Source organism: Cellulosilyticum lentocellum DSM 5427 (assembly GCF_000178835.2).
In the GTDB taxonomy this organism is placed as follows: Bacteria; Bacillota; Clostridia; order Lachnospirales; family Cellulosilyticaceae; genus Cellulosilyticum; species Cellulosilyticum lentocellum.
The window spans coordinates 1,613,934-1,634,407 of record NC_015275.1; the positions used below are offsets into that span (position 1 = coordinate 1,613,934).

The following is a 20,474-nucleotide window of genomic DNA, read 5'->3' on the forward strand; positions in this document are numbered from 1 at the left end:
AATAGATAATAGCAATTTAAATTTGACTTTTGTTTAGGTTGGAAGGAGAGAAATTATGGATATTTACAAGAATGAAGAGAAGAAATGTGAGTGTTGGAAGTGTGAGCTTCAAGATACTTGCCCTTATAAGGACAAATATCAGAGACTTACAAGAACATCAAAAGGGGCATTAGGTCTTTGTAAAAAATTGAAATAAGGTGATCATTTGAAAATATATGAGGGAATGGAACTAAAGTTCAAAATACCTGGACATATATGCGAAGGTAAAATTGAAAAGTTCTGGTTTAGGGAATCTCTTTACCCAGGCGAAAATGAAAAAGAAAGATGGCTAATAATTAAAGGTAAAAGAGAAGATGGACGTGGATGTGGATTACTAATACAGGATAAGAATTTAAAAGAGTACATAGCTAAACAAGATACAACAAATGTATTAGTAGATAGAGTTAAATTTGAACAGTTAAGCATTTTTTAGAAGGTGTATCAATGAAGGGAAAGATAGAAGGACAAGTAAGCTTAAATACCTTATATAGGACACAATGTTTACTAGATAAGATTAAACCATGCAACATCTATAACGCTGGTAAAGTGGCTATAAACTGTGGAGAAGATTGTAAGTTTGGATGTTGCAATAATTGTGAACAAAAAGGAATGTGTGGAGCAGCATGTAATAACCGAATAAGGTAAAACAAAATGAATTTTTAAATTATGATTATGGCTGTAAAAGGACCGGATTAAAAAATACCCCATAAATAGACTATGGAGTATTAACACCTGTAATAAACCTTTAATTAAAAGTGATATTTTCAGCTACAAATAGCGCTTCATCACAAATATCAGATACTTCACCGCCTACTGCTGTTGCTGAGATTATATACACATACTTATCCTTTATAAATCTAATAGCAACAGTACTTTCAAATGAAATTTTCTGGTTTTCTTGAGTTGGTTCAGTTGTTGATTCATCATAAACAACTGAACCATATGGCATTGTTATTACTTCAATCTTATTAAGAGTTGATTCTCCTAGGACGTTAAAATTTTCTTTAATACTCCTCTCAAGATCTTTAGCTGAAAGGCCTTCATATTCTGGGGCTTCCACTTTATAGATATTTATAACTTTACGCGGTTTACCAACTTTATAAAGAGTATAATCTTCTCTAATTTCAGAACCACCAATTACGTTCCAACTATCAGGTGCGACAAAAGTAAAGCCTTCACCTTGGATAGTATCACCTGCTCTTATAGCTGAGGTATTTGTAGAATTTCTATCACAGCCTACAAATACGGATGTTACTGCTAGTAAAAGTACTAATAATTTTCTTAATTTATTCATAAAATTTCTACTTATTTTGAATCATCATAATAGTTTTTAACTGCAGTATAAAATATCAAAATATTTAATAAAATAAGAATTTGGTGAGGTGGATTATGCAAGAGTTTTTTAAAAATTATGTCGATTAAGAAAATAAAATATATGATTACTTAGAAGAATTAATCACAGAAGGTTTTCATATAGATTCTTTTTCTTATCAGCTTATACCAAGTGAGAAAATCAGATATTCGTGTGTAGTGGTGGCAAGTGATTAAATTCCAAAGTTGTTGAGATAGAAATATTAAGTTTGAGCAGCACAGACTGAAAATCCTATAAAAAATATAGCAAAGCATATATGGAAAATGGATTTACCTTTTTCATCAAGCTTATAAAAATTAAAAGAAATTAAAGCTTGTTGTATGCCCGAACAACAATAAACAGGCCAAAATAAGCGAGTGGAGCTGAATGGTTTGAAGAAGTAAGTTATAAGATAAATAATTAGTAGTGCACTGACAATGAAGTAAAACACTTTATATTTAGGACTATAGAAATTCATAGTGTTCTCCTTTGGCGAGGATATTTGGATAATTGTATCACGTTGTCAATAGAAAAAATAGAGTTTCATGAAGTGGGGCTATTAAATAGAATCAGAGTTTGGGAGGTTCATTATTATTGGTAGAGGTTATATGTTTTCCACAATGGGGGCAATAAAATCCATGAGATGATATTGAACGATGATCTATATGTTTTTTACAAAAAGGACATTTATGATATGCCACATCAAAGTATACGAATAAAATAAAACCTACAATAAAAAACAAAAAGTTATCTAATAATTCATTTAAAATCTAACCCAAAAGTAGAGAGCTGAACATGAAATAATTTGAAAGTAGGATTTTATTAGTTGGACTGAGTTTCTTCAAAATATCACCGCCTTTATATGGTTGATAATATTTTAGAATATTTAATCAAATAAGTAAATGATAGAACAAATATAAGTTTGGTGGAGTGGGAATAGACGCAAATAAAAAACCTCACCGATGAAATAGTAAGGTTTTTAATTTACAACAGCTATTTGCTAAGTATATTTGATTTTATAAGTAGTTCTATAAAGCGTTCGCATTCTTCCAGGTGAGGTAGATGTGCAGAGTTTTCTAGCACGATTAAATCTTTCATAGGTGCTTCTAATTCATCATAAAATTGTTTAACCAAAATGGTTGGTGTAATATAATCATACTGGCCAGCAACAAAGAGTGTTGGAACGTCTAAATTTTTAATTTCATTAAAGAAGTTTATTTTTGCAATTTGAGGATACATGGTGTTGGCCGAATCTAGGCAGCTCTTTTGATAATTTAGTTTATGAATCAAGTTATATTCTCTTGATAATAGCAGTGATAGTCCCATACTTCTAGGTGGACTTGTCTTTACTACACCACCAATTTCCTCCTGACAAACTGCTCGTATCATAACCTCTTTATGAGAGTACGGTGGTTCACCTATTTGTTCAAGCTGCTTAAGTACTTTTTTATTGTTTTGTTTGATAGCCTGTGATTTTGTGTAATGATACGCTATTTTTTCACTTTCTTCTGAATTGACGACTTGACCAATTCCAATGTAAGCACTATATTTCTCGGGATAATACTTTACTGCGTAAGTAGCAATAACTGTTCCCCATGAATGACCTGCTATTATAATCTTTTGCTGATTAAACCGCTGAATTAAATAATCGGTTACTTCATTCAAATCTTCTACAAATGTCTCGATAGTAAAAGTGTCTTTAGGTATGGTTTTGGAGTAAGATAGCCCTGCACCTTTTTGATCCCATCGTACAACAACAAAGTGTTCTTCTAATGCTTTTTGATATTCTCTAATATAGCCAATTTCTGCTTGTCCTGGTCCTCCATGAACAAACAGAACTATGGGCTTTTTAGTATCTTTGGCTCGTATCATCAAATACTGATCTATTCCGCCAATTGTTATCTTTTTAATTTCAGCAACACTACTTGGGTATATATTACCTTCATCATCTTTAATTTTAGGTGTTTTCATCCACAGCCTCCCATTATATTACTAATCTTTGCAACAATTATCTGATTATTTACTCAAGTATAACAAATATAGATACCAGGTTCAACAATTAAACAATTTATTATTAGAGCAAACAAATCTGATTTTGAATAAATAAAAAACATATCGGCATAATGCCGATATGTAAAAATTAGAAGTATGAAAAATCTTTCTCTACTAAATTACTAGCATATAGGATAGCTCGAAATAAATTATATTGTTCTTTAGCATCTAAAGATGTTAGTAATCTTTTTAGAGTACCGCTAATATAAGTTAAATCATCAGTAGCATCCCTCAGTATTCTTAATTTAGTTTTTTGTTCTGGTGTGACTTTTGATTGGTCTACGGCTTTTATTTTATCACTTATAGCATTTAACTGAGAAATATATATATCTAAATAGCCTGGATCAGGTTTACTAGTAGTAGTGCTTATATTACTAATAAAATAGTTCTCTATTATATTTAACATTTGCTTGTGAATATTATTAAGCGAGCCATATGATTCCTCTATTACTGTATTTGTATCAACAGTAGTAATGTTTTGTGCAAAAAAATGTGATGAATGAAAAGTGAAACATATTAAACATATAAGAATTAAATAACGTTTAAAGTGATGTTTAGTCATTTTATACCTCGATATAAGTAATAATTACCTAGATATTATAAGTAATATTTTAATTTTTATTCTATAAACAAATTCGACTTTTGAATCGGCTACAATAAACTGGACAGTTATTTTAGGGTTATGTGCAATCAACTTATATTAAAGAAGAGATGAGCATGCCCAATTCTAACCCAACCAGACCACGACGTACATTTACAACTGAGTTTAAAGCACAAATCGTAGCACGCTATCATAATGGCAAAAGAAAATGTGATAAAAAATAACCTTTACAAATACTCTGTATCAGCAATGTGTAAAGTCCTACAGCTATCTAGAAGTACCTATTATTATGAAGCAAAACAAAAAGAAAGTGAAAATATTCTTGAGGCGCCTATAATGAAGATTTTTAAAGATAGTCGTTCTAATTATGGTGCACGCAAAATTAAGATTGAACTAGAAAAAGAAGGCTATCAAGTATCTGGACGAAAAATTAGTCGTATCATGAGAGCTAGTGGACTTATCTCAAAATACCTATTGCACAGTTTAAACCTCATGTTGATAAATGTAATGAATCTAAAGTTTCTAATCTAGTGAAACGTGAATTTAAAAATCAAAGCCACTTAATCATAGTGGTTAGTGATTTGACTTATGTCCTGTTGATATGAGCTAGCACTATATTTGTATACTTACACCATATCAATACAAACTGAATAGCCTTAAAAAGGTTGTCTAGTTAAATGTTGACAATCCAATACAATTTTTAATCACCAAAACATTATTTTGATATTTAAAATATCATTTTATATAAAAGAATAACTTTTTATAGGACTAGGTGAAAGAATTAGTCTTATTTTTGTTGCACAAAATGACAAAATACAATACATTTAAAGTGGTACATTATATAATACCTGCATATACTTAAGCAAGCAATATGGATAGATATTTTTGTAAGTTTATAAATTAGTATTTAATACTAAGATTAATTATATCTTGAGAAGGTGGTTGTATAGTTTATGAATAAAAGTAAAATTATATTTTTTTGTGCGGTATCTGAGATTTTAATCATTATATTTATTTCCATTGCGAATATGTTTGAGGGAGTAGTGTTCGGTATCTTCTATAATGTGTTATATGGTCTTGTGATAAGTACAATACTACCAATATTCCTTCTTCTTATAGACAAAGAGGACTTCTCTTCTGTCGGCATAAAGAAAATAGGTGCCCGTCAGAGTGTTGTTTTAGTTGCTTTTGTTGTTTTTTCAATTGGCGGGCAGTTAATTCCAAAAATAATAGCTAGAGAATACATAGCGTGGACTAGGCTTCCACTTGCTATTGCACCTCTTATCATGACAACGTTTTTTGAAGAGTTCTTGTTCAGGGGATTTGTTCAAACCAGAGTAGAAAAGAATTTTGGAGCTATCATTGCTATTCTTATTTCTGCAGTTATGTTTTCTGTCTATCATTTAGGTTATCCAGGTTTTAGAACTGTCGGAGATATATTGCTATTGTTTGCCGTTGGCCTTGGTTTTGCAATTGCCTATAAGCTTTCTGACAACAGCTTGATTGTTTCTTATTTTGTAAATCTACCAAATGCATTTGTTACATATGTGTTTAAATCGGAACAGTTCCCGAAGTTTACTGTTGAAAGTAATACTTATGCTATGCTCACGATAGTAGCTGTTTTCATTATACTTATTGTGTCAAAAGAAAGAATGAAAAGATAGTTTTAGTTAACTGATGGCCTAGTGGCTATCAAGCATACATTTTGGTGAGTAGCCAATAAAAACAGTGGAAATGTTTTCAAGCAAATCACAAGAAACAACAAAACTGCTTAACTATAACTATCCTATGAGGGTAGAACAGTATGCTTTTAAACAAGTTAATAGATTAATACACAGTTAAATTTTGTTTTATCGTAATAAATAGTTATTTAAACCAGCAATTAAAAGAATATTTTTGTATAATAGATAAAAGTGATATTTTGTAAATTAGTTAAAGTATAAATATTAAGGAGGATAAGAATGATACAAATTTTAGGAGCGATATTATTTGGAATTGTAGCGATATTGACCATGCTAATAGGTCTTGGATTGCCTTTGGGGGAGTTTTCAATGGGAGGAAAATATAAGGTGATTCCATCAAAATTAAGAATACTTTGTTGGATTTCTTTAGTAATTCAATTGTTCGCAATTATAGTGATCTTGCAAGCTGGGAATATAGTACCTCTCTGGTTCTCTATTAAAACAACAAAATACATAGTATTATTTTTTGCTATCTATCTATCCCTAAATACCATTATGAATTTACTATCAACAAGTAAGAAAGAAAAATATTGTGCGACCCCATTATCTGTGATAGCTGCCATTTGTTTTTGGATTACGGGATTAAATATGTAAAATGAATAATAGGGTTGGTTTTAAGTATTTAACGAAACAAATCAAATAGATATTTTATAGAATTATGACTTTCAATTTAAAAGGAGAAGACTTTTGATGATAGAGATAAGGCGAGCCTCTGTAACATCTAAAGAAGCAGTATGCTTTTATAAAAGTATTGTTTAAATTTCGATTACATAAATTTAAAAGAGCAATAGACTCATATATTTGAATTTATTTATTTGGTAGAGCTTAGGGGGATTATATATGAAAGCAATAATATTAGATATGTATGGTGTGATTTTAAAAGACTCAGGAGACGGATTCTATTCATTTGTAAATCGCACATTCCCTGATTTAACTCCAGCTGATATATATCCGATTTGGGATAAAGCAGATGTAGGAGAAATATCTTCTTTAGAAGTTTTTAAAAGATTAGGCTTTAAAGGTGATTTATGCAAAATTGAAAAAGAATATTTAGATACAGTAGAAATTGATGAATCATTTTCCGAATTTGCATCAAGCATAAAGAAATATTATAAATTAGCTTTGATATCAAATGATTCAAGTGAATGGAGCAGATATTTCCGTGATAAATATAAAATTAATGATTATTTTGATGTCATAACAGTAAGCGGAGACATAAAAATCAAAAAGCCTGATAAACAAATATTTAAGCATACACTTGAAAAACTGGGGTGTTTAGCGTCTGATTGTACCTATATAGATGACAGAAGATATAACTTAGCCGCAGCACAAGCGCTTGGTATGGATACCATATTATTTAATAGTAGAAATGTTGAATATGATGGGAAAGCTGTTACGAATTTCAAAGAACTTGCAAATAGGCTAATAGTTAAGTGAAAGTGACAAATTATAATTTATCAAAATAAATATTCCTGTTTTGCTGTATATTAAATGGAATTATGAGTTGAGGAAAAATAAGTGTATGACTTGGTTCTATTAAATAGAATTTCAAATTTAGAGATAAGTGCTAGTGTCTAGCTTGTTGATAGTAGTTATATGTATTATTTTTACATTAACTGTGGAATAAGTAAAGTTTGAGAAACCGCTTCTAATTGTACAGTTTTCTTTGTTTCCATCAGTATTCTCCCTTGTTTGTAAAATGAATGCCGCATATAGGGCAGCTGGTATCTGAGGCTTGAATCTTTCGATTTCCACAGGATTGACATTCAAAAATATCATTTCCTAGTTTCAGTTTTTTGTTTTTTTGACTGTCATAATAGAGATTCAGTTTTCTATCTTGTCTTAATTCGATTGTCAAAAGTAGAATAAGAAATAGCAAAGTAAGTAGGCCTATAAGAAGTGATATTTTGCCGATATATTTATAAACGACATGCCTACAGATAGGGGATATAATATAGGTGATCATAGGGATGAGTAGGAGAAAAACCATGCCAGTCGCAAGGATTTTACCACCATATCCAATTGAATTAATTTTTTTCATAGCGGCATTGCTAGCCTCCCTACAATTTGATTTATAATTGTACTTGGCAAAATAGTTCATAGGCATGAATGAGCATGCTTTTCTTTTCTTCCCAAGACTGATTGAGTGCATGAAATGTAGACATCATAATCATACCATTGGCATAGATAATCATATCCATATTAAAGTTTATTTGACGAGAAGTAGCAAGAGAGTGAATAAGTCTATAAATTTATAGTTGAGAAGATAAAATGATTTTTTCTAGGCTATTGGTTATAGGTGGACGTTCTCACTACGGAAATGAAGGAATAGATATTTTATCAAGTAGTATTGTTGTATTGGGAATTAAAACAAGAATAATAATACTTATTTGAAAGATAATGTAAATTGAAAAAATATCCCATAAATGATATAATAAAATAGAAATAAAGTAAAAGAAGAATAGCTGAAGGAGTGGTGAAAATGACAAGTATAAGCAATGTAGAAACAACTTCAGGTTCAGGATTAGAGGGATATGGCTTAAATCTGATATAAGGGGGGACAAGTATGCGCGCATTTCATTCAACATGGACAGGTCCTTTTTTTAAGTCACAAAAAGGTGATTTTTATGTGGAAGATTTTGAGCTACTTACGACCGTTTTATCTGCCCTTAAATGGCAGGAGTTAAATGGAGATATAAAAATGATAACAGATCCAATAGGTGCAGCTTATTATCGAGATTTAGGACTAGAGCATCTATGGAATTTAGGAATAGAGGAAAGATTGGCGGATATAGATCCACATTTAAATCCAAAGGTGTTTTGGGCAGCAGGAAAGATTTATGCCCTAGCTGAAGAAGAAGCACCTTGTGTTATGATGGATACAGACTTTATTGTTTGGAATAAAGTTGAAGAAGAATTAAGGAAGCATTCAATTGCAGTTATTCATAAAGAAGAGCTTCAGACGAATGTTTATCCAGCCAAAGAATCTTTACATATGGCTTCAGGCTATGAGGCTTTTTCAAGATGGAACTGGGAAGTTAGGCCGTGTAATACAGCCTTTATGTACATAGGTGACGAAGATTTTAAACAGTTTTATGTAAATGAATCTAAAGCGTTTATGAGAGCAGCGCAAGGGGACGACCCTCTTACATATATGGTATTTGCTGAGCAACGATTACTAGCGATGTGTGCAGAAGAAAAGCATATAGAACTATTTGCTTTTGCAGAAGTAGGGGAGCTTTTTAATGAGCATCAGCAATGTTTTACCCATATTTGGGGACATAAAAGATACTTACGTAGCCATCCGGAAAGAAGAATAGCTTTTTGCAAGCGTTGTATGAAAAGAATAAAAAAAGATTATCCAGATTTTTATCCGGTATTGCAGCAGATAGAAGTTTTAAAAGTATATGATGAATCGTAAACCAATATAAAAAATAACAGAATACTAATAAGCTATGTATAAAGAAATTTAAAATTAGTCATAAAGTGGACAACTCCTGAGTACATTTATAAAGAGTATTAAATGTTAAAAGGGGGATAAACTTATGGCAAAATCTAAAAGAGGCAAAGTAATTAAAGCAGAAGGAAACTGGAGAGGAACCTGCCCAGTTTGTGGGAGAACAAGAGTAAAGATAGTATGGCCTGAAAGTGGCGTGCGAGGGGCAAGAAAAATATGTAAGGCCTGTTATGCAAGGGCCCATAGACCATAAAACTAGCGTGTTCAACTCCTAAGAAATATGATATACTAGAAAAAAGGTTTGTTTAAATAGTGATATCTTAAAAGAAATAGGATAAGCTATCTAAAGAAGCAAAGCTTCATGGCTAAAAATAATAGCCAAACATACAATTAGGAGGACGAGAACAATGTCAACACCACATAACGCAGCAAAACCAGGGGATATTGCAGAAACTGTCTTATTACCTGGAGATCCATTAAGAGCAAAATATATTGCTGACAACTTCTTAGAAAATGTTGTTCAGTACAATACAGTAAGAAATATGTTTGGTTATACAGGAACATATAAAGGTAAAAAAATCTCTGTACAAGGAAGTGGAATGGGGATGCCATCTATTGGTATTTATTCTCATGAGCTTATTCATGTATACGGATGTAAAAATCTTATTAGAATTGGTTCAGCAGGAAGTATGAGTGCTGATCTACCATTACGCCACATTGTATTTGGTATGGGAGCTTGTACGAACTCTAATTATGCAATTCAATACAATTTGCCAGGTACTTTTGCACCAGTTGCTAGCTATAGCTTGTTAGAAAAAGCAGTTGAAAAAGCAAAGGAAAACAATGTACCTTATCATGTAGGTAATATCCTTTCTTCTGATATTTTTTATAATGCAGATACAACAACTACTGAAAGATGGTCAAAAATGGGCGTTTTAGCAGTAGAAATGGAAGCAGCAGCACTTTATATGGAAGCAGCAGCAGCAGGTGTTAATGCCCTTGCTATGGTTACTATTTCAGATAACCTTATTACAGGAGAAGAAACAACAGCTGAAGAAAGACAAAATACATTTACCCAAATGATGGAAATTGCTTTAGAATTAGCTTAATCAAATAAGAATATTTAAATGCAAATAAGGAGCTATGAGATGAATCATAGCTCCTTTATTATGTATTAAGGTTTATTCATTAATAAGAAATTTGTTTTTTCCGGAACGTTTACAAATATAAAGATTGCTATCAGCTAGTTTAATGACTTCGTCTAAAGAAAGAGCTTCATCAGTTTTAACATACACACCAAAGCTTGCAGTTACAGAAGATTCGAAACCATCACCAGGTATAGAGGTGGTTTCAATCTGATAACGCATTTGCTCTACACGTTTAGCAACTAAAGACTTATCAATGAAGTTATTAAAGTAAATTATGATTTCTTCCCCACCATATCTAGCCACAATATCATTAGGGCGTGTATTATTTTTAATAATGGAACAAATGGTTTTAAGCACAATATCTCCATAAGGATGACCATAGGTATCATTAACCTTTTTAAAGTTATCAATATCTATCATGACAATCGTATAGTATTGCTGAGACAAATTGGGGATAGATAGAATCGTATCAAAAAAGTATTTTTTATTAAAGATATTAGTTAGACCATCTTTACATGCACTTTCTTTGATTTGATTATAAAGCAAGTTATTTTCAATAGCGACACCTACATGGTTAGCGAGCGAAGACAGAAAGGTGGCATGATCTTTAGAAAAATAATTTTTTTCACGATGCTGAATTAAGATAAAGCCTAGAGGTCCACTATTAATTTTGATAGGTACACCTAAGCAAGAGTATATAGCTGTTGAGGCATCTTTTGCAGGATAAATAGGCTCTGTACTATTAATAATGAACTCTTCTTCATGGTGCTCAAATATAAGTTGCTTTTCCATTTCAATACAATCATAGGAAAAATTCCTAGAGGTCACTTGCACATAGTCATCATCTGATTTAATATAAATGGTAGAATATTTAGCTCCAAATACACCAATGAGCATATCATTAATTAATGGAAATAAGTTTTGGCTTTTAATATATTGATTAATATAATTACTAATTTCCAAAAGGTTAGTAAAAACATTAAGCTTTTGCTCTAGTTCAGTAATTTGCTGAGAAAGATCAAAAATAGTTTGTTCTGTAAAACGTTGATACTTTTCGAATTTCTCAGAATCCATACTATTTAGGTCTAAGTAGGTATTATTTGCAGTTTTATTATCCATACCATCGTACCCCTTTGTTATACAATAATTAGTTAAATCAGTACTTTGTTTTGAGTTGTTGTCTGACTTTTTTTAAGTAACGTTTAGAGAGATGTTTTTTATTGATTTTCCTATAAACATAGGATAAGTTAAAGTAATTTTGTATATCAGTGCTATAATATTTTTCTATCGTTTGATAAGTAGCAATAGCAGAATCATATTTCTTAGAAGCAATATGGCATTCTGCTATATAAGATAAATATTCTTTATTAGTAGGCTCCATATAGGATGCTTTTTCAAAGTATTCTAAGGCTTCACTTACTTGCCCCATTTCTAATAAAATGGCTCCTAATTCAATGTAAGCTTTTGGGTCTTTCAGATTAAGCTTTAAGTATTCTCTGTAATAGGGAAGCGCTTGTTGCAATTGACCCAACATATGATACGAATAAGCTTTCATGTAGACCAAGTCTTTTGTAACTGGATTAAGCTTTAGATATAAATCACTATAAGCAATACATAATGGATAATGATCCTGAACCATGGCTTTACGTGCTTTTGCTAAAAAAGGTTTTTGCTTTTGCAACATAAGTTCTTTGTAAATACTGGCTAAGCAGTAAGGAACGTGAACATTTTTTAACAGATTTTCTAACTCCTCAAGATTACAAGCATTGATTTTTTGGTAATAATCTATACTACGACATAAAATATATAATGAACCATATTTATATAAATACTCTAATTGTGATACAATAAGCTGACTGCAACTTTGAAGAGCACCTAAATTAAATAGTATACGTATTTTTTGATAAATGTAAAAAGGAGAATTACCACTAAAAATAACGGCTGCATCTATAGATTGTAAAGCATCTTGCAGTTGCTCTTGGCGAAGCAAGCTTAAAGCATTTTTTAAGTAATTTTGAGGAGAAAGATGCAAGGCTTGTTGTGCATTCAGAGTCTCCATAGAAAACCTCCTTGTCGTAAAGATACTTATTATATATATTGTAATGCAAAAACAAGATATATACAATATAATGTGATTATTTTGAATGTACTAAATTAGATTAAAGGAGATTATGAATGGAAATACAGATAAAGATACTTCAGTTTTTTGAACAAATAAGAACAGAAACACTAACTTTGCTAATGACAACAATTACCATAATGGCTGAGAGCTTATTTATTGTAGCTATTTTAGCAGGATTATATTGGTGCGTTGATAAAATAAAAAGTAAACGTCTTGCATGGTTTGTGTTATTTAACTTTGTAGGTAATGGAATGATTAAAAATTTAATCCAAATGCCTAGGCCATTTGATTTAGGTGTTGTAAAACCCATAAGAGCAGAAACAGCTACAAGTTTTTCATTTCCTAGTGGACATACGCAAACAGCTACAAGCTTTTGGAGTGGTGCCATGCTAGTGTTACGCACAAAAGGAATGTATGTTATGGGAAGCTGTATCATTTTATTAACAGCACTTTCTAGGGTATATTTAGGGGTACATTGGCCAATGGATGTATTAGGCGGTATTTTCTTTGGAGTCATTTTTACTTTATTAGCCAACAAACTCTTAGGTGATAAGGGTGAAATTAGACCAGCCCATGTTATAGGTGTTAGTATTGTAGTATTATTGGTAATGATTTTTAAAGTAGATGCTGATTTATATAAGGGCGCAGCAGCTTTATGGGGTATGACTTGTGGTGCTTACATTGAACAGAAGTATATACAATTTGAAGCAGTTCAAAATTGGCGTATTCAGCTGAAGAAAATACTTATTGGTTTCGGCGGTCTTGTGCTGATATACCTGATTTTAAGTAAGGTACTACCAGCTGTTAAGATTGTAAAGATGATTAAATATGCACTTCTATTGCTATGGATTACAGCTGGTGCACCTTTTATTTTTAAAAAGTTAAAATAATGCCAAGTATATTTATTATAAATCAGCAAAAAATAAACTCATCACCTTAAAGGAGTTGAGATTATGAGTATGAACATGAGCATTGGGTGTGAGGTAAAGGCTTGTAAGCACCATCATCCACAAGAAAAATATTGCACATTAGAACATATACAAATACAGCAAGCTATTAATAATAAGTCTTCCTCTATTACAGATTGCCAGCAGTTTGAAAGAAAATAACAATAGTGATAAACTTGTCCCTCCTATCATATATATAAACTATACAAATAGGAGGGATTATTATGCAAAAGAATCAAGTGAAAAATATATTAATAATCAGTTGTTTAACTGTCATCATGGGTTTTCTACTTTTAAAGAGTGCTGAATATATGTGGCATTACTACTCAAGTCCCGTGTATAGCATTGACTGTTATGTGAAAGCTCTTAATGAACAAGCGTATGAAAAAATATATCATCTATTAGATCCCAATTCTATAAAGGAAATGAACGATAAAACCGTTGTTACCCAGTATTACAATCGGTTTTATGCCAAGGAAAATAAACTCATTCATGTTTCAAAAGTAGGCTGGCTAAATGGGAAATATATCTTAGCATATGAATTTGCAGATGGTGTCAAGAAAGAGGCATTAACTCTAAATAAGAATAGGGATGGCTGGAAAATTTGTTTTCCTTTTGACTTTTCAGAGGTGCAAATTATAGCGCCTAACGGCTCGCAGGTTTCTTTGGGTGGTGTAAAACTTGATTATAAAATGGGGATAGGTTACAAAAAAGAAAAGCTTTTACCAGGTAAATATATGCTCAAGGTGGAGTTACCCCATGAAGCAGATAAAGATTATTATCAAATGATTCAAATCCCTCAGACAACTAAAGTTGTATTGCCTTATGCATTAGGGCAGATTCAAATTATTTGTGCCCCTCATTTAGAAGTACACTTAGATCAGTTAAGTGAAGCAAGTAATCAAGGGATTATTCAATTGCCGGATATTTTAGTGGGTAATTATCAGTTAGAATTAGTTCACCCAGAAGGTTATTTAAATCCAGTTAAAATACCTATTCGAGTTACTGAAGGAAATAATATGATAGATATACAAGAGTATAGTCTTTCCAAAGCAGGCAGTGCTAAGTGGCAACAATTCTTAAACGATTTTTACCAAAACTATGAAGAAGCTATTACTAAACATACAAGTGAAGGGATAGGTCCTTATTTTTTAGAAACACAAAAGGAAAAACAATTAAATTTATTTAATGCGTGGTATATTGCAGAAAAAAATATTGTAGGAGTAGATGTAGTTTATAAACCAGAGGCTGTAACTATAGATCAAGAGGGACGTTTACATAGTAGTATTACAGAAACTGTAGAACTAACGAATCAGGAATATGATGATTTAGAACAAAAGGAAGTAAAGCGAGTTTATAAAGTTATCATTAAATGGCAGACAATAGTGGATATTAGTACAAATGAGTGGAAAATAGTAAATCGTTCTATTAAGGAAAGTGTGATTGCTGTTAAAGATTTAGAAGGAAAATGGATTCAATATTAGGAATACCATTGTAATTTCTAGAATATTTGGTAATATATTTGTATACAAATATACAAAAGATAAAACGAGGAGGCACGACGTGATATTTGATTCCGGTTCAAATGATAAGGCGTCATTGAGAGAAAAAGTATTTAAGTCTATTAGAGAATCCATTCTAGAGGGGAAATATAAGCCTGGGGATGCTTTAAGAGAAGCGACGATTGCAAAAGAGTTAAATGTAAGTAGAACACCTGTAAGAGAAGCTATTAGACAATTAGAATTAGAAGGTCTAGTACAGTCTATTCCTAATAAGGAAACGGTTGTTACTGGTGTATCACAAGAAGATGTACAAGATATTTTTATGATTAGAAGTCGTTTAGAAGGTATGGCTGCCAAATTAGCAGCGGAACGCATTACCCTTGAAGAACTAGAGAAACTAAAGGAAGTACTTGAGCTAACTGAGTTCTATGTAACAAAGAAGGACTTAGTACATATAGGTGAATTAGACCATCGCTTTCATGATATGATTTATAAAGCAACTAAAAGTAAAATACTCAAGCAGATGTTATCAGATTTTCATACATACGTGCAAAAAACAAGAATGGAATCTCTTGCAACACCAGGTAGAGCAACATGCTTGTTAAAAGAGCACACAGCTATTTTTAAAGCAATACAAAATCAAGATGGCGAAAAAGCGGAAGAGCTAACCAATAAGCATATTGAACAGGTAAGTAAAAATATGCATTTAGATGATGCTCCAAGATATCACTAATTAGAAAAGCTAAAATCTTTGAAAAACAATAAAAGTGCATAAAAATAAAATAAAGCAAACTAATATTTGGAAACTCATTAAGCAGTATGAACAATAATGTGAAAAAAATAGCAATAAAGAAAGTATTAATAACAACAAAAAATAACCCGCATTAAAAATAGATAAAAAATATAATAAAATTTAAAAAAGTTAGGGCAATCTTATCGGGAAACACTTGCTATAATGTACTTGTAACTTCCCCCAGATGTTACAGCAAATATTTAATTATTTGCTACCCCTAGAATAAAATACCTTCTCTCAAGAAGAAAGGCCCGTCGTCTTTCTTCTCTTTTTTTGCTCGTTTTCCATATACTCACTAATGAAATAGGCCTAGTACCTAAGTTATAATGCTCTTACAGCAGTGTACTAGCTTTTCTCTTGTGTAAGGGGAGAGGACTTGAAGGGGGAAATATGAATAAAAAGAGAGTAGGAATCATTGTTAGTGTTAGTTTAATAGCTTTACTAATGATTATAGGTATTTATAGTCAGAAGCATAAGAACGATAATAGTGTCAGCTATTATGACTTTATAAATCATTTAAATGCTAATAAAATAGAACAAGTCACTTTAAGTAGCGGCCCAAAATTACTATTTAAATTAAAACAAGATGACACGGTTTATATAACAGATAACCCAAGAAAGGAAGGCTTTAAAGAAGAACTTCTCTTAAAGCAAATTCAAGTAGAAGAAGCAACTCAAGAGGCGGCCTTTACCATTCAATATATAGCAAGTATGGCACTTATGGTAGGTTTATTCATTATGATTTTTAGGAGTGTTAAAAAGGTTGGAGCCGGAAGTGGTGGCATGAAAATGAGTCAAAAAGCTATTGAACCTAAGGATTTAAAAATAGATTTTTCTCATATTGCCGGAAATGTAGAAGCTAAAGAACAAGTGGAAGATGTTATCGATTTTATGAAGAATCCAGAGCAATATGCCAAAATGGGTGCTAGAATGCCAAAAGGACTTATTTTGTATGGACCACCAGGAACAGGGAAAACTCTTATGGCTAAGGCTATTGCAAAAGAAGCTGGTGTAGCATTTTTTTCAGCCAGTGGTTCAGACTTTGTTCAAATGTATGTGGGTGTGGGGGCAAGTCGTGTAAGAGATATCTTCAAAGAAGCGAGAAAACATGAAAAAGCAGTTATTTTCATAGACGAAATAGATGCCATTGGTAAAAAAAGAAGCCAAAATGCAGCCCAAAGCAATGACGAAAAGGATCAAACCTTAAATGCTTTATTAACAGAAATGTCAGGGTTTAAAGACGATGAAGGGATTATAGTGATTGCAGCTACTAATAGGTTAGATATGTTAGATGATGCTCTTCTTAGACCAGGTCGTTTTGACAGACATATTGAAATCGGTTATCCAGACTTAGCAGCTAGAGAATCCATTATTAAATTACACCTGAGAAATAAACCGATTTCTAGTGAGATTAGTGCTAAGGAGCTTGCTAAACAAACGGTATTCTTTACAGGAGCCATGCTAGAAAATTTTTTAAATGAAGCCGCTATTTTAGCAGCAACTAAAGGCCAGGCTATTATTGATGAGAGTCATATTGAAGCCGCGTTCTATACGGTTATTGCAGGGAAAGAAAAGAAAGACCGTAGCAATATTAGTGAAATAGACCGTAAAATCACAGCTTATCATGAAGCTGGTCATGCTTTAATCACTAAACTTGTAGCACCAGAAAACAGTGTGACAAAGGTAACGATTATTCCGAGTACTAAAGGCGCAGGTGGCTTTAGTATGAATGTACCCAAGGATAAAATGTATCTAACTAAAAAAGAACTTTTGGGACGTATTCAAATTAGTCTTGCTGGGCGTGTGGCGGAGGAAATTACCTTTGGAGAAGACTATGTTACTACAGGTGCTAGTAATGATATTGAAAAAGCTAGCATTGATATGAAGAATTATATAGTGAAATATGGCATGGATGAAGAATTTGGCCTTGTTAATATAGAAGCCATTATGGGTAAACAAACTATTGACTATGATTATCTTCTAACCAAGTGTCAAGAAAAAATGAAAGCTTTGTATGAAGAAACAAAAGCTTTAATGAAAGCGCATGAGGAAAAGCTAGAAAGCTTAGCTTCAGCTTTATTAGAAAAAGAAACATTGAATGAAAAAGAAATAGCTAGCTTCTTTAACTAGAAGCTAGCTTATTTTAGCTGCTGTGTTTTCTCTGTAATAAACTCACAATATCGTTTTTCCAATACAGTCTAACGCGATTGATCGTTTTAATGGGGGTAATCTTACCTTTGCTTACAAGTTCATCAAGATATTGTCTGGAACAATTGAGCATCGTTGTTGCTTCGGCTGTGGTAATAATTTCATTACATATAAAGTTGATTAAGTGTTCTTTATCATCGAAAGTATATTTCATTTTTTATTCCCCCTTACCCAATATATTTACTATTGTAAAGTAAAAGCGATAAATTATCAACAATTATTAATTTTGTAAAATCAATTATTGATAAATTTTATAGGCTTTTCACTTTCTTCATATAGTTGTTTTATAATAATAAAAAACGGTTATATTAATCCCATCTAGAAAGGACGATTAACATGAATATATTAGTAATAGAGGATGAAGAACGCGTAGCTGATATTATGACCAAATATCTTGAAAAAGAAGGTTATAAGGTATTTACTTGTTATACCGGTAGAAGTGGGCTAGATTGTTTTTATAAAAATAAAATAGATATTGTACTCCTTGACTTGATGCTTCCAGATATACAAGGAGAGGAAATTTGCGCAGAAATGAGACAAGTATCTAATGTGCACATTTTTATGATTACGGCTAAAGGTACTTTAGATAGTAAAATTGACGGCTTTGACAGAGGCGCTGATGAATACCTGGTAAAACCTATTAGCCCAAGAGAAGTAGTAGCTCGTGTTAAAGCACTGGATACGAGAAAACAAAGAGAAGAAAATAAAGAAATGCTTGTTTTTGACAAAGGGCACTTTAAAATTTTCTTACAAGAACGTATTGTGCAAATCAACAATGAAGAAATCACCTTAACACCCAATGAATTTGACTTGCTTTATGAATTAGCTTCAGCACCAGGTCGTGTATTTAGTAGAGACCAACTTATAGAAGCTGTTATGGGAATTGACTTTGATGGCTTTGACCGTACTATAGACGTGCATATCAAAAATTTAAGAAAGAAAATCGAGACAGATACTAAAAACCCACGTTATATCAAAACAGTTACAGGAGTGGGGTACAAGTTTGAAGGGGAACATGCATGATATCCATTCGTAAGCAGCTTTTTTCTATCTTCTTAAGCATTGGTTGTATTATGGTATTTTCGACTTCTTTGATTGTTAATATCAGTATTAAAAAGAACTTTGAGATTTATATTGATAATAATATTAGAGAAGCTGGTAATAGTATTGTAGCTATTGTAGAGAAACTTTATGAAAAAGGAGAATTAGAGAACAATACAATGCAGCAAGGTTTATTAGAAAATTATATGGGTAATTTTGCTGTAACGCTTCTAGGACCAGATAAGCATTTTATATGGGGAGAGACTGAGCAAAGCTTTATAGAAGATCTTAATCAAAAATATCCGAATCAAGTAGATCCTAGTTTATATAGGCAAGAAGAACGTCCGGTTCATAATAAAGCAGGTGAGATTATTGCTTATGTGAAGATAGGCTATTATCCAAGCGATATACTAACGAAAAACGACTTAAAGTTTCAGAAGAACGTTAATGTTAGTATTGTTTGGTGCTCTAGTATGATTTTAATGTGGTTTATCTTAGCTGGTCTTTATGTATCTAGGTTATTTACTTATCATATTTATGGTATTAGCAAGACCTCTATTGCTTTAGCAGATGGTAAGCTTAATGCAAGGTATCCATTTAAAAGTAAGATTAAAGAAATTGAAACCTTGCGCCATAGTATGAACTATTTAGGTGAAAAACTAGAAAGACAGGATACCATTCGTAAAAAGCTTATTTCAGACGTTTCACATGAAATACGTACGCCACTTCATATTTTACAAAGTAATCTAGAAGCCATGATTGACGGTATTTATCCTATCGATGAGGAACAAATGAACGTTCTTTATCAAGAGGTTGTACGTTTTGGAAAACTGCTTAATAATCTAGACCTTCTTAAAAATGTTGAAGAAAATGAATCACGTATGAATTTTAGGGTTATTAATTTAAATGAAAGCGTACAAGAAGTATTTGATGCTTTTAAAATAGTGGCTAAAGAAAAGAAAATAAACTATCATATAAAACATACTGAAACAGAAAATGTTATGGTATCAGCAGATAAAGATGCACTGAAGCAGCTTTGGATGAATCTATTATCTAATGCCTTTAAATTTAGTGATCATAAAGGAGAAATAAAAGTATATACAGGTATGCAAGGAAAAGAGTGTACCATTACAGTAGAAGACCATGGGATTGGTATTGCAGAAGAAGATTTACCCTATGTATTTGAACGTATGTATCGCGGTGATAAAAGCAGGGAGCAGTACCAAGGTAGTGGCATAGGCCTTACAATGGTAAAAAATATTGTAGAGAAGCACAATGGTAAAGTAGCTATAGAAAGTGTGGAAGGAGAATATACTAAGATTATAGTAACACTTCCTATCCATACGAAAATGCTGGAACCTAATAATATTAGTGGTAAAATGCGTAACTATATGAAAATGACTAAAAATTAAAGGGGTGTTGCTAAGCAACATCCCCTTTTTCACTATGGACAGTTGGTAAATTAAGTATT

Annotated in this window: 23 protein-coding genes and 1 pseudogene; 17 read left to right on the forward strand and 7 right to left on the reverse strand. The window is 31.9% G+C overall.

Features of this window, described 5'->3' with window-relative positions; genetic code table 11:
- Positions 1-55 precede the first annotated feature (55 nt).
- From CLOLE_RS22920 to CLOLE_RS07300, 3 genes are read left to right on the forward strand one after another with little or no spacing between them, the layout of a single operon-like run.
- Positions 56-196, forward strand: a complete 141-nt coding sequence (locus tag CLOLE_RS22920; RefSeq protein ID WP_013656442.1) for a hypothetical protein — start codon at positions 56-58, stop codon at positions 194-196.
- Between the two features lie 27 nt (positions 197-223).
- Positions 224-472, forward strand: coding sequence for a hypothetical protein (locus CLOLE_RS07295; protein WP_157864044.1), 249 nt, complete (start codon positions 224-226; stop codon positions 470-472).
- Positions 473-483: 11 nt separating this feature from the next.
- Positions 484-684 carry a hypothetical protein gene (locus CLOLE_RS07300; RefSeq protein WP_013656444.1) on the forward strand — a complete coding sequence of 67 codons (201 nt, stop codon included), beginning with the start codon at positions 484-486 and terminating at the stop codon, positions 682-684.
- A gap of 100 nt (positions 685-784) precedes the next feature.
- Here the strand turns inward: CLOLE_RS07300 and CLOLE_RS07305 are convergent, their stop codons facing one another.
- The 3 genes from CLOLE_RS07305 to CLOLE_RS07320 form a co-directional block, all read right to left on the reverse strand.
- Complete coding sequence (locus CLOLE_RS07305) at positions 785-1,333, reverse strand: hypothetical protein (RefSeq protein ID WP_013656445.1); 549 nt, start codon at positions 1,331-1,333, stop codon at positions 785-787.
- A 1,050-nt stretch (positions 1,334-2,383) separates the two neighbouring features.
- The gene (locus CLOLE_RS07315; RefSeq protein ID WP_013656446.1) at positions 2,384-3,361 is read right to left on the reverse strand and encodes an alpha/beta fold hydrolase; all 978 of its coding nucleotides are present in this window, start codon (positions 3,359-3,361) and stop codon (positions 2,384-2,386) included.
- 169 nt (positions 3,362-3,530) lie between these two features.
- Positions 3,531-3,848, reverse strand: coding sequence for a hypothetical protein (locus CLOLE_RS07320; RefSeq protein WP_162145076.1), 318 nt, complete (start codon positions 3,846-3,848; stop codon positions 3,531-3,533).
- 396 nt (positions 3,849-4,244) lie between these two features.
- Here CLOLE_RS07320 and CLOLE_RS07325 point away from each other — a divergent pair.
- The 4 genes and pseudogenes from CLOLE_RS07325 to CLOLE_RS07340 all read left to right on the forward strand — a co-directional run.
- A pseudogene (locus CLOLE_RS07325) lies at positions 4,245-4,636 on the forward strand (IS3 family transposase); the annotation flags it as partial.
- A gap of 360 nt (positions 4,637-4,996) precedes the next feature.
- A complete protein-coding gene (locus CLOLE_RS07330) occupies positions 4,997-5,707 on the forward strand; it encodes a CPBP family intramembrane glutamic endopeptidase (RefSeq protein WP_013656449.1) in 711 nt (236 codons plus the stop codon).
- Between the two features lie 297 nt (positions 5,708-6,004).
- Positions 6,005-6,379 (forward strand): hypothetical protein, encoded by a 375-nt coding sequence (locus CLOLE_RS07335; protein ID WP_013656450.1) that lies wholly within the window; start codon positions 6,005-6,007, stop codon positions 6,377-6,379.
- A gap of 246 nt (positions 6,380-6,625) precedes the next feature.
- Positions 6,626-7,222, forward strand: coding sequence for an HAD-IA family hydrolase (locus tag CLOLE_RS07340; protein ID WP_013656451.1), 597 nt, complete (start codon positions 6,626-6,628; stop codon positions 7,220-7,222).
- A gap of 635 nt (positions 7,223-7,857) precedes the next feature.
- Here the strand turns inward: CLOLE_RS07340 and CLOLE_RS23800 are convergent.
- Entirely contained in the window at positions 7,858-7,986 is a 129-nt protein-coding gene (locus tag CLOLE_RS23800; RefSeq protein ID WP_270049154.1) for a hypothetical protein, read from the reverse strand.
- Between the two features lie 365 nt (positions 7,987-8,351).
- On the opposite strand from CLOLE_RS23800, the gene CLOLE_RS07350 reads away from it, so the two are divergent.
- The 3 genes from CLOLE_RS07350 (at position 8,352) to deoD (ending at position 10,351) form a co-directional block, all read left to right on the forward strand.
- Positions 8,352-9,206, forward strand: coding sequence for a DUF6734 family protein (locus tag CLOLE_RS07350; protein ID WP_013656453.1), 855 nt, complete (start codon positions 8,352-8,354; stop codon positions 9,204-9,206).
- A 124-nt stretch (positions 9,207-9,330) separates the two neighbouring features.
- Positions 9,331-9,495, forward strand: a complete 165-nt coding sequence (locus CLOLE_RS23340; protein WP_013656454.1) for a hypothetical protein — start codon at positions 9,331-9,333, stop codon at positions 9,493-9,495.
- A gap of 154 nt (positions 9,496-9,649) precedes the next feature.
- Positions 9,650-10,351: a purine-nucleoside phosphorylase gene (deoD, locus tag CLOLE_RS07355; RefSeq protein ID WP_013656455.1), complete on the forward strand. Its 702-nt coding sequence runs from the start codon at positions 9,650-9,652 to the stop codon at positions 10,349-10,351.
- A gap of 72 nt (positions 10,352-10,423) precedes the next feature.
- Here the strand turns inward: deoD and CLOLE_RS07360 are convergent, their stop codons facing one another.
- Positions 10,424-11,509, reverse strand: coding sequence for a sensor domain-containing diguanylate cyclase (locus tag CLOLE_RS07360; protein WP_013656456.1), 1,086 nt, complete (start codon positions 11,507-11,509; stop codon positions 10,424-10,426).
- 37 nt (positions 11,510-11,546) lie between these two features.
- Positions 11,547-12,449 carry a tetratricopeptide repeat protein gene (locus CLOLE_RS07365; protein ID WP_013656457.1) on the reverse strand — a complete coding sequence of 301 codons (903 nt, stop codon included), beginning with the start codon at positions 12,447-12,449 and terminating at the stop codon, positions 11,547-11,549.
- Positions 12,450-12,565: 116 nt separating this feature from the next.
- On the opposite strand from CLOLE_RS07365, the gene CLOLE_RS07370 reads away from it, so the two are divergent.
- The 5 genes from CLOLE_RS07370 to CLOLE_RS07385 all read left to right on the forward strand — a co-directional run bounded on the left by CLOLE_RS07370 (position 12,566) and on the right by CLOLE_RS07385 (position 17,884).
- Positions 12,566-13,402 (forward strand): phosphatase PAP2 family protein, encoded by an 837-nt coding sequence (locus CLOLE_RS07370; RefSeq protein WP_013656458.1) that lies wholly within the window; start codon positions 12,566-12,568, stop codon positions 13,400-13,402.
- 63 nt (positions 13,403-13,465) lie between these two features.
- Positions 13,466-13,621, forward strand: coding sequence for a DUF1540 domain-containing protein (locus CLOLE_RS22395; protein WP_013656459.1), 156 nt, complete (start codon positions 13,466-13,468; stop codon positions 13,619-13,621).
- Positions 13,622-13,683: 62 nt separating this feature from the next.
- Positions 13,684-14,943 (forward strand): hypothetical protein, encoded by a 1,260-nt coding sequence (locus tag CLOLE_RS07375; RefSeq protein WP_013656460.1) that lies wholly within the window; start codon positions 13,684-13,686, stop codon positions 14,941-14,943.
- Between the two features lie 79 nt (positions 14,944-15,022).
- The gene (locus tag CLOLE_RS07380; protein WP_013656461.1) at positions 15,023-15,694 is read left to right on the forward strand and encodes a GntR family transcriptional regulator; all 672 of its coding nucleotides are present in this window, start codon (positions 15,023-15,025) and stop codon (positions 15,692-15,694) included.
- Positions 15,695-16,144: 450 nt separating this feature from the next.
- Entirely contained in the window at positions 16,145-17,884 is a 1,740-nt protein-coding gene (locus CLOLE_RS07385) for an ATP-dependent metallopeptidase FtsH/Yme1/Tma family protein (protein WP_013656462.1), read from the forward strand.
- Between the two features lie 13 nt (positions 17,885-17,897).
- On the opposite strand, the gene CLOLE_RS07390 is transcribed toward CLOLE_RS07385, so the two are convergent.
- A complete protein-coding gene (locus CLOLE_RS07390) occupies positions 17,898-18,116 on the reverse strand; it encodes a helix-turn-helix domain-containing protein (RefSeq protein ID WP_013656463.1) in 219 nt (72 codons plus the stop codon).
- A 182-nt stretch (positions 18,117-18,298) separates the two neighbouring features.
- Here CLOLE_RS07390 and CLOLE_RS07395 point away from each other — a divergent pair, with 182 nt between their 5' ends.
- Entirely contained in the window at positions 18,299-18,985 is a 687-nt protein-coding gene (locus tag CLOLE_RS07395; RefSeq protein ID WP_013656464.1) for a response regulator transcription factor, read from the forward strand.
- A complete protein-coding gene (locus CLOLE_RS07400) occupies positions 18,982-20,415 on the forward strand; it encodes a sensor histidine kinase (RefSeq protein WP_013656465.1) in 1,434 nt (477 codons plus the stop codon). Before CLOLE_RS07395 ends, CLOLE_RS07400 begins: the two co-directional genes overlap by 4 nt.
- Positions 20,416-20,474 lie beyond the last annotated feature (59 nt).

Bases quoted from the DNA above. Each gene is read 5' to 3' on its own strand.
- CLOLE_RS22920 (WP_013656442.1), top strand. From the start codon at position 56: ATGGATATTTACAAGAATGAAGAGAAGAAATGTGAGTGTTGGAAGTGT.
- CLOLE_RS07295 (WP_157864044.1), top strand. From the start codon at position 224: ATGGAACTAAAGTTCAAAATACCTGGACATATATGCGAAGGTAAAATT.
- CLOLE_RS07300 (WP_013656444.1), top strand. From the start codon at position 484: ATGAAGGGAAAGATAGAAGGACAAGTAAGCTTAAATACCTTATATAGG.
- CLOLE_RS07305 (WP_013656445.1), bottom strand. From the start codon at position 1,333: ATGAATAAATTAAGAAAATTATTAGTACTTTTACTAGCAGTAACATCC.
- CLOLE_RS07315 (WP_013656446.1), bottom strand. From the start codon at position 3,361: ATGAAAACACCTAAAATTAAAGATGATGAAGGTAATATATACCCAAGT.
- CLOLE_RS07320 (WP_162145076.1), bottom strand. From the start codon at position 3,848: ATGTTAAATATAATAGAGAACTATTTTATTAGTAATATAAGCACTACT.
- CLOLE_RS07330 (WP_013656449.1), top strand. From the start codon at position 4,997: ATGAATAAAAGTAAAATTATATTTTTTTGTGCGGTATCTGAGATTTTA.
- CLOLE_RS07335 (WP_013656450.1), top strand. From the start codon at position 6,005: ATGATACAAATTTTAGGAGCGATATTATTTGGAATTGTAGCGATATTG.
- CLOLE_RS07340 (WP_013656451.1), top strand. From the start codon at position 6,626: ATGAAAGCAATAATATTAGATATGTATGGTGTGATTTTAAAAGACTCA.
- CLOLE_RS23800 (WP_270049154.1), bottom strand. From the start codon at position 7,986: ATGGATATGATTATCTATGCCAATGGTATGATTATGATGTCTACATTT.
- CLOLE_RS07350 (WP_013656453.1), top strand. From the start codon at position 8,352: ATGCGCGCATTTCATTCAACATGGACAGGTCCTTTTTTTAAGTCACAA.
- CLOLE_RS23340 (WP_013656454.1), top strand. From the start codon at position 9,331: ATGGCAAAATCTAAAAGAGGCAAAGTAATTAAAGCAGAAGGAAACTGG.
- deoD (WP_013656455.1), top strand. From the start codon at position 9,650: ATGTCAACACCACATAACGCAGCAAAACCAGGGGATATTGCAGAAACT.
- CLOLE_RS07360 (WP_013656456.1), bottom strand. From the start codon at position 11,509: ATGGATAATAAAACTGCAAATAATACCTACTTAGACCTAAATAGTATG.
- CLOLE_RS07365 (WP_013656457.1), bottom strand. From the start codon at position 12,449: ATGGAGACTCTGAATGCACAACAAGCCTTGCATCTTTCTCCTCAAAAT.
- CLOLE_RS07370 (WP_013656458.1), top strand. From the start codon at position 12,566: ATGGAAATACAGATAAAGATACTTCAGTTTTTTGAACAAATAAGAACA.
- CLOLE_RS22395 (WP_013656459.1), top strand. From the start codon at position 13,466: ATGAGTATGAACATGAGCATTGGGTGTGAGGTAAAGGCTTGTAAGCAC.
- CLOLE_RS07375 (WP_013656460.1), top strand. From the start codon at position 13,684: ATGCAAAAGAATCAAGTGAAAAATATATTAATAATCAGTTGTTTAACT.
- CLOLE_RS07385 (WP_013656462.1), top strand. From the start codon at position 16,145: ATGAATAAAAAGAGAGTAGGAATCATTGTTAGTGTTAGTTTAATAGCT.
- CLOLE_RS07390 (WP_013656463.1), bottom strand. From the start codon at position 18,116: ATGAAATATACTTTCGATGATAAAGAACACTTAATCAACTTTATATGT.
- CLOLE_RS07395 (WP_013656464.1), top strand. From the start codon at position 18,299: ATGAATATATTAGTAATAGAGGATGAAGAACGCGTAGCTGATATTATG.
- CLOLE_RS07400 (WP_013656465.1), top strand. From the start codon at position 18,982: ATGATATCCATTCGTAAGCAGCTTTTTTCTATCTTCTTAAGCATTGGT.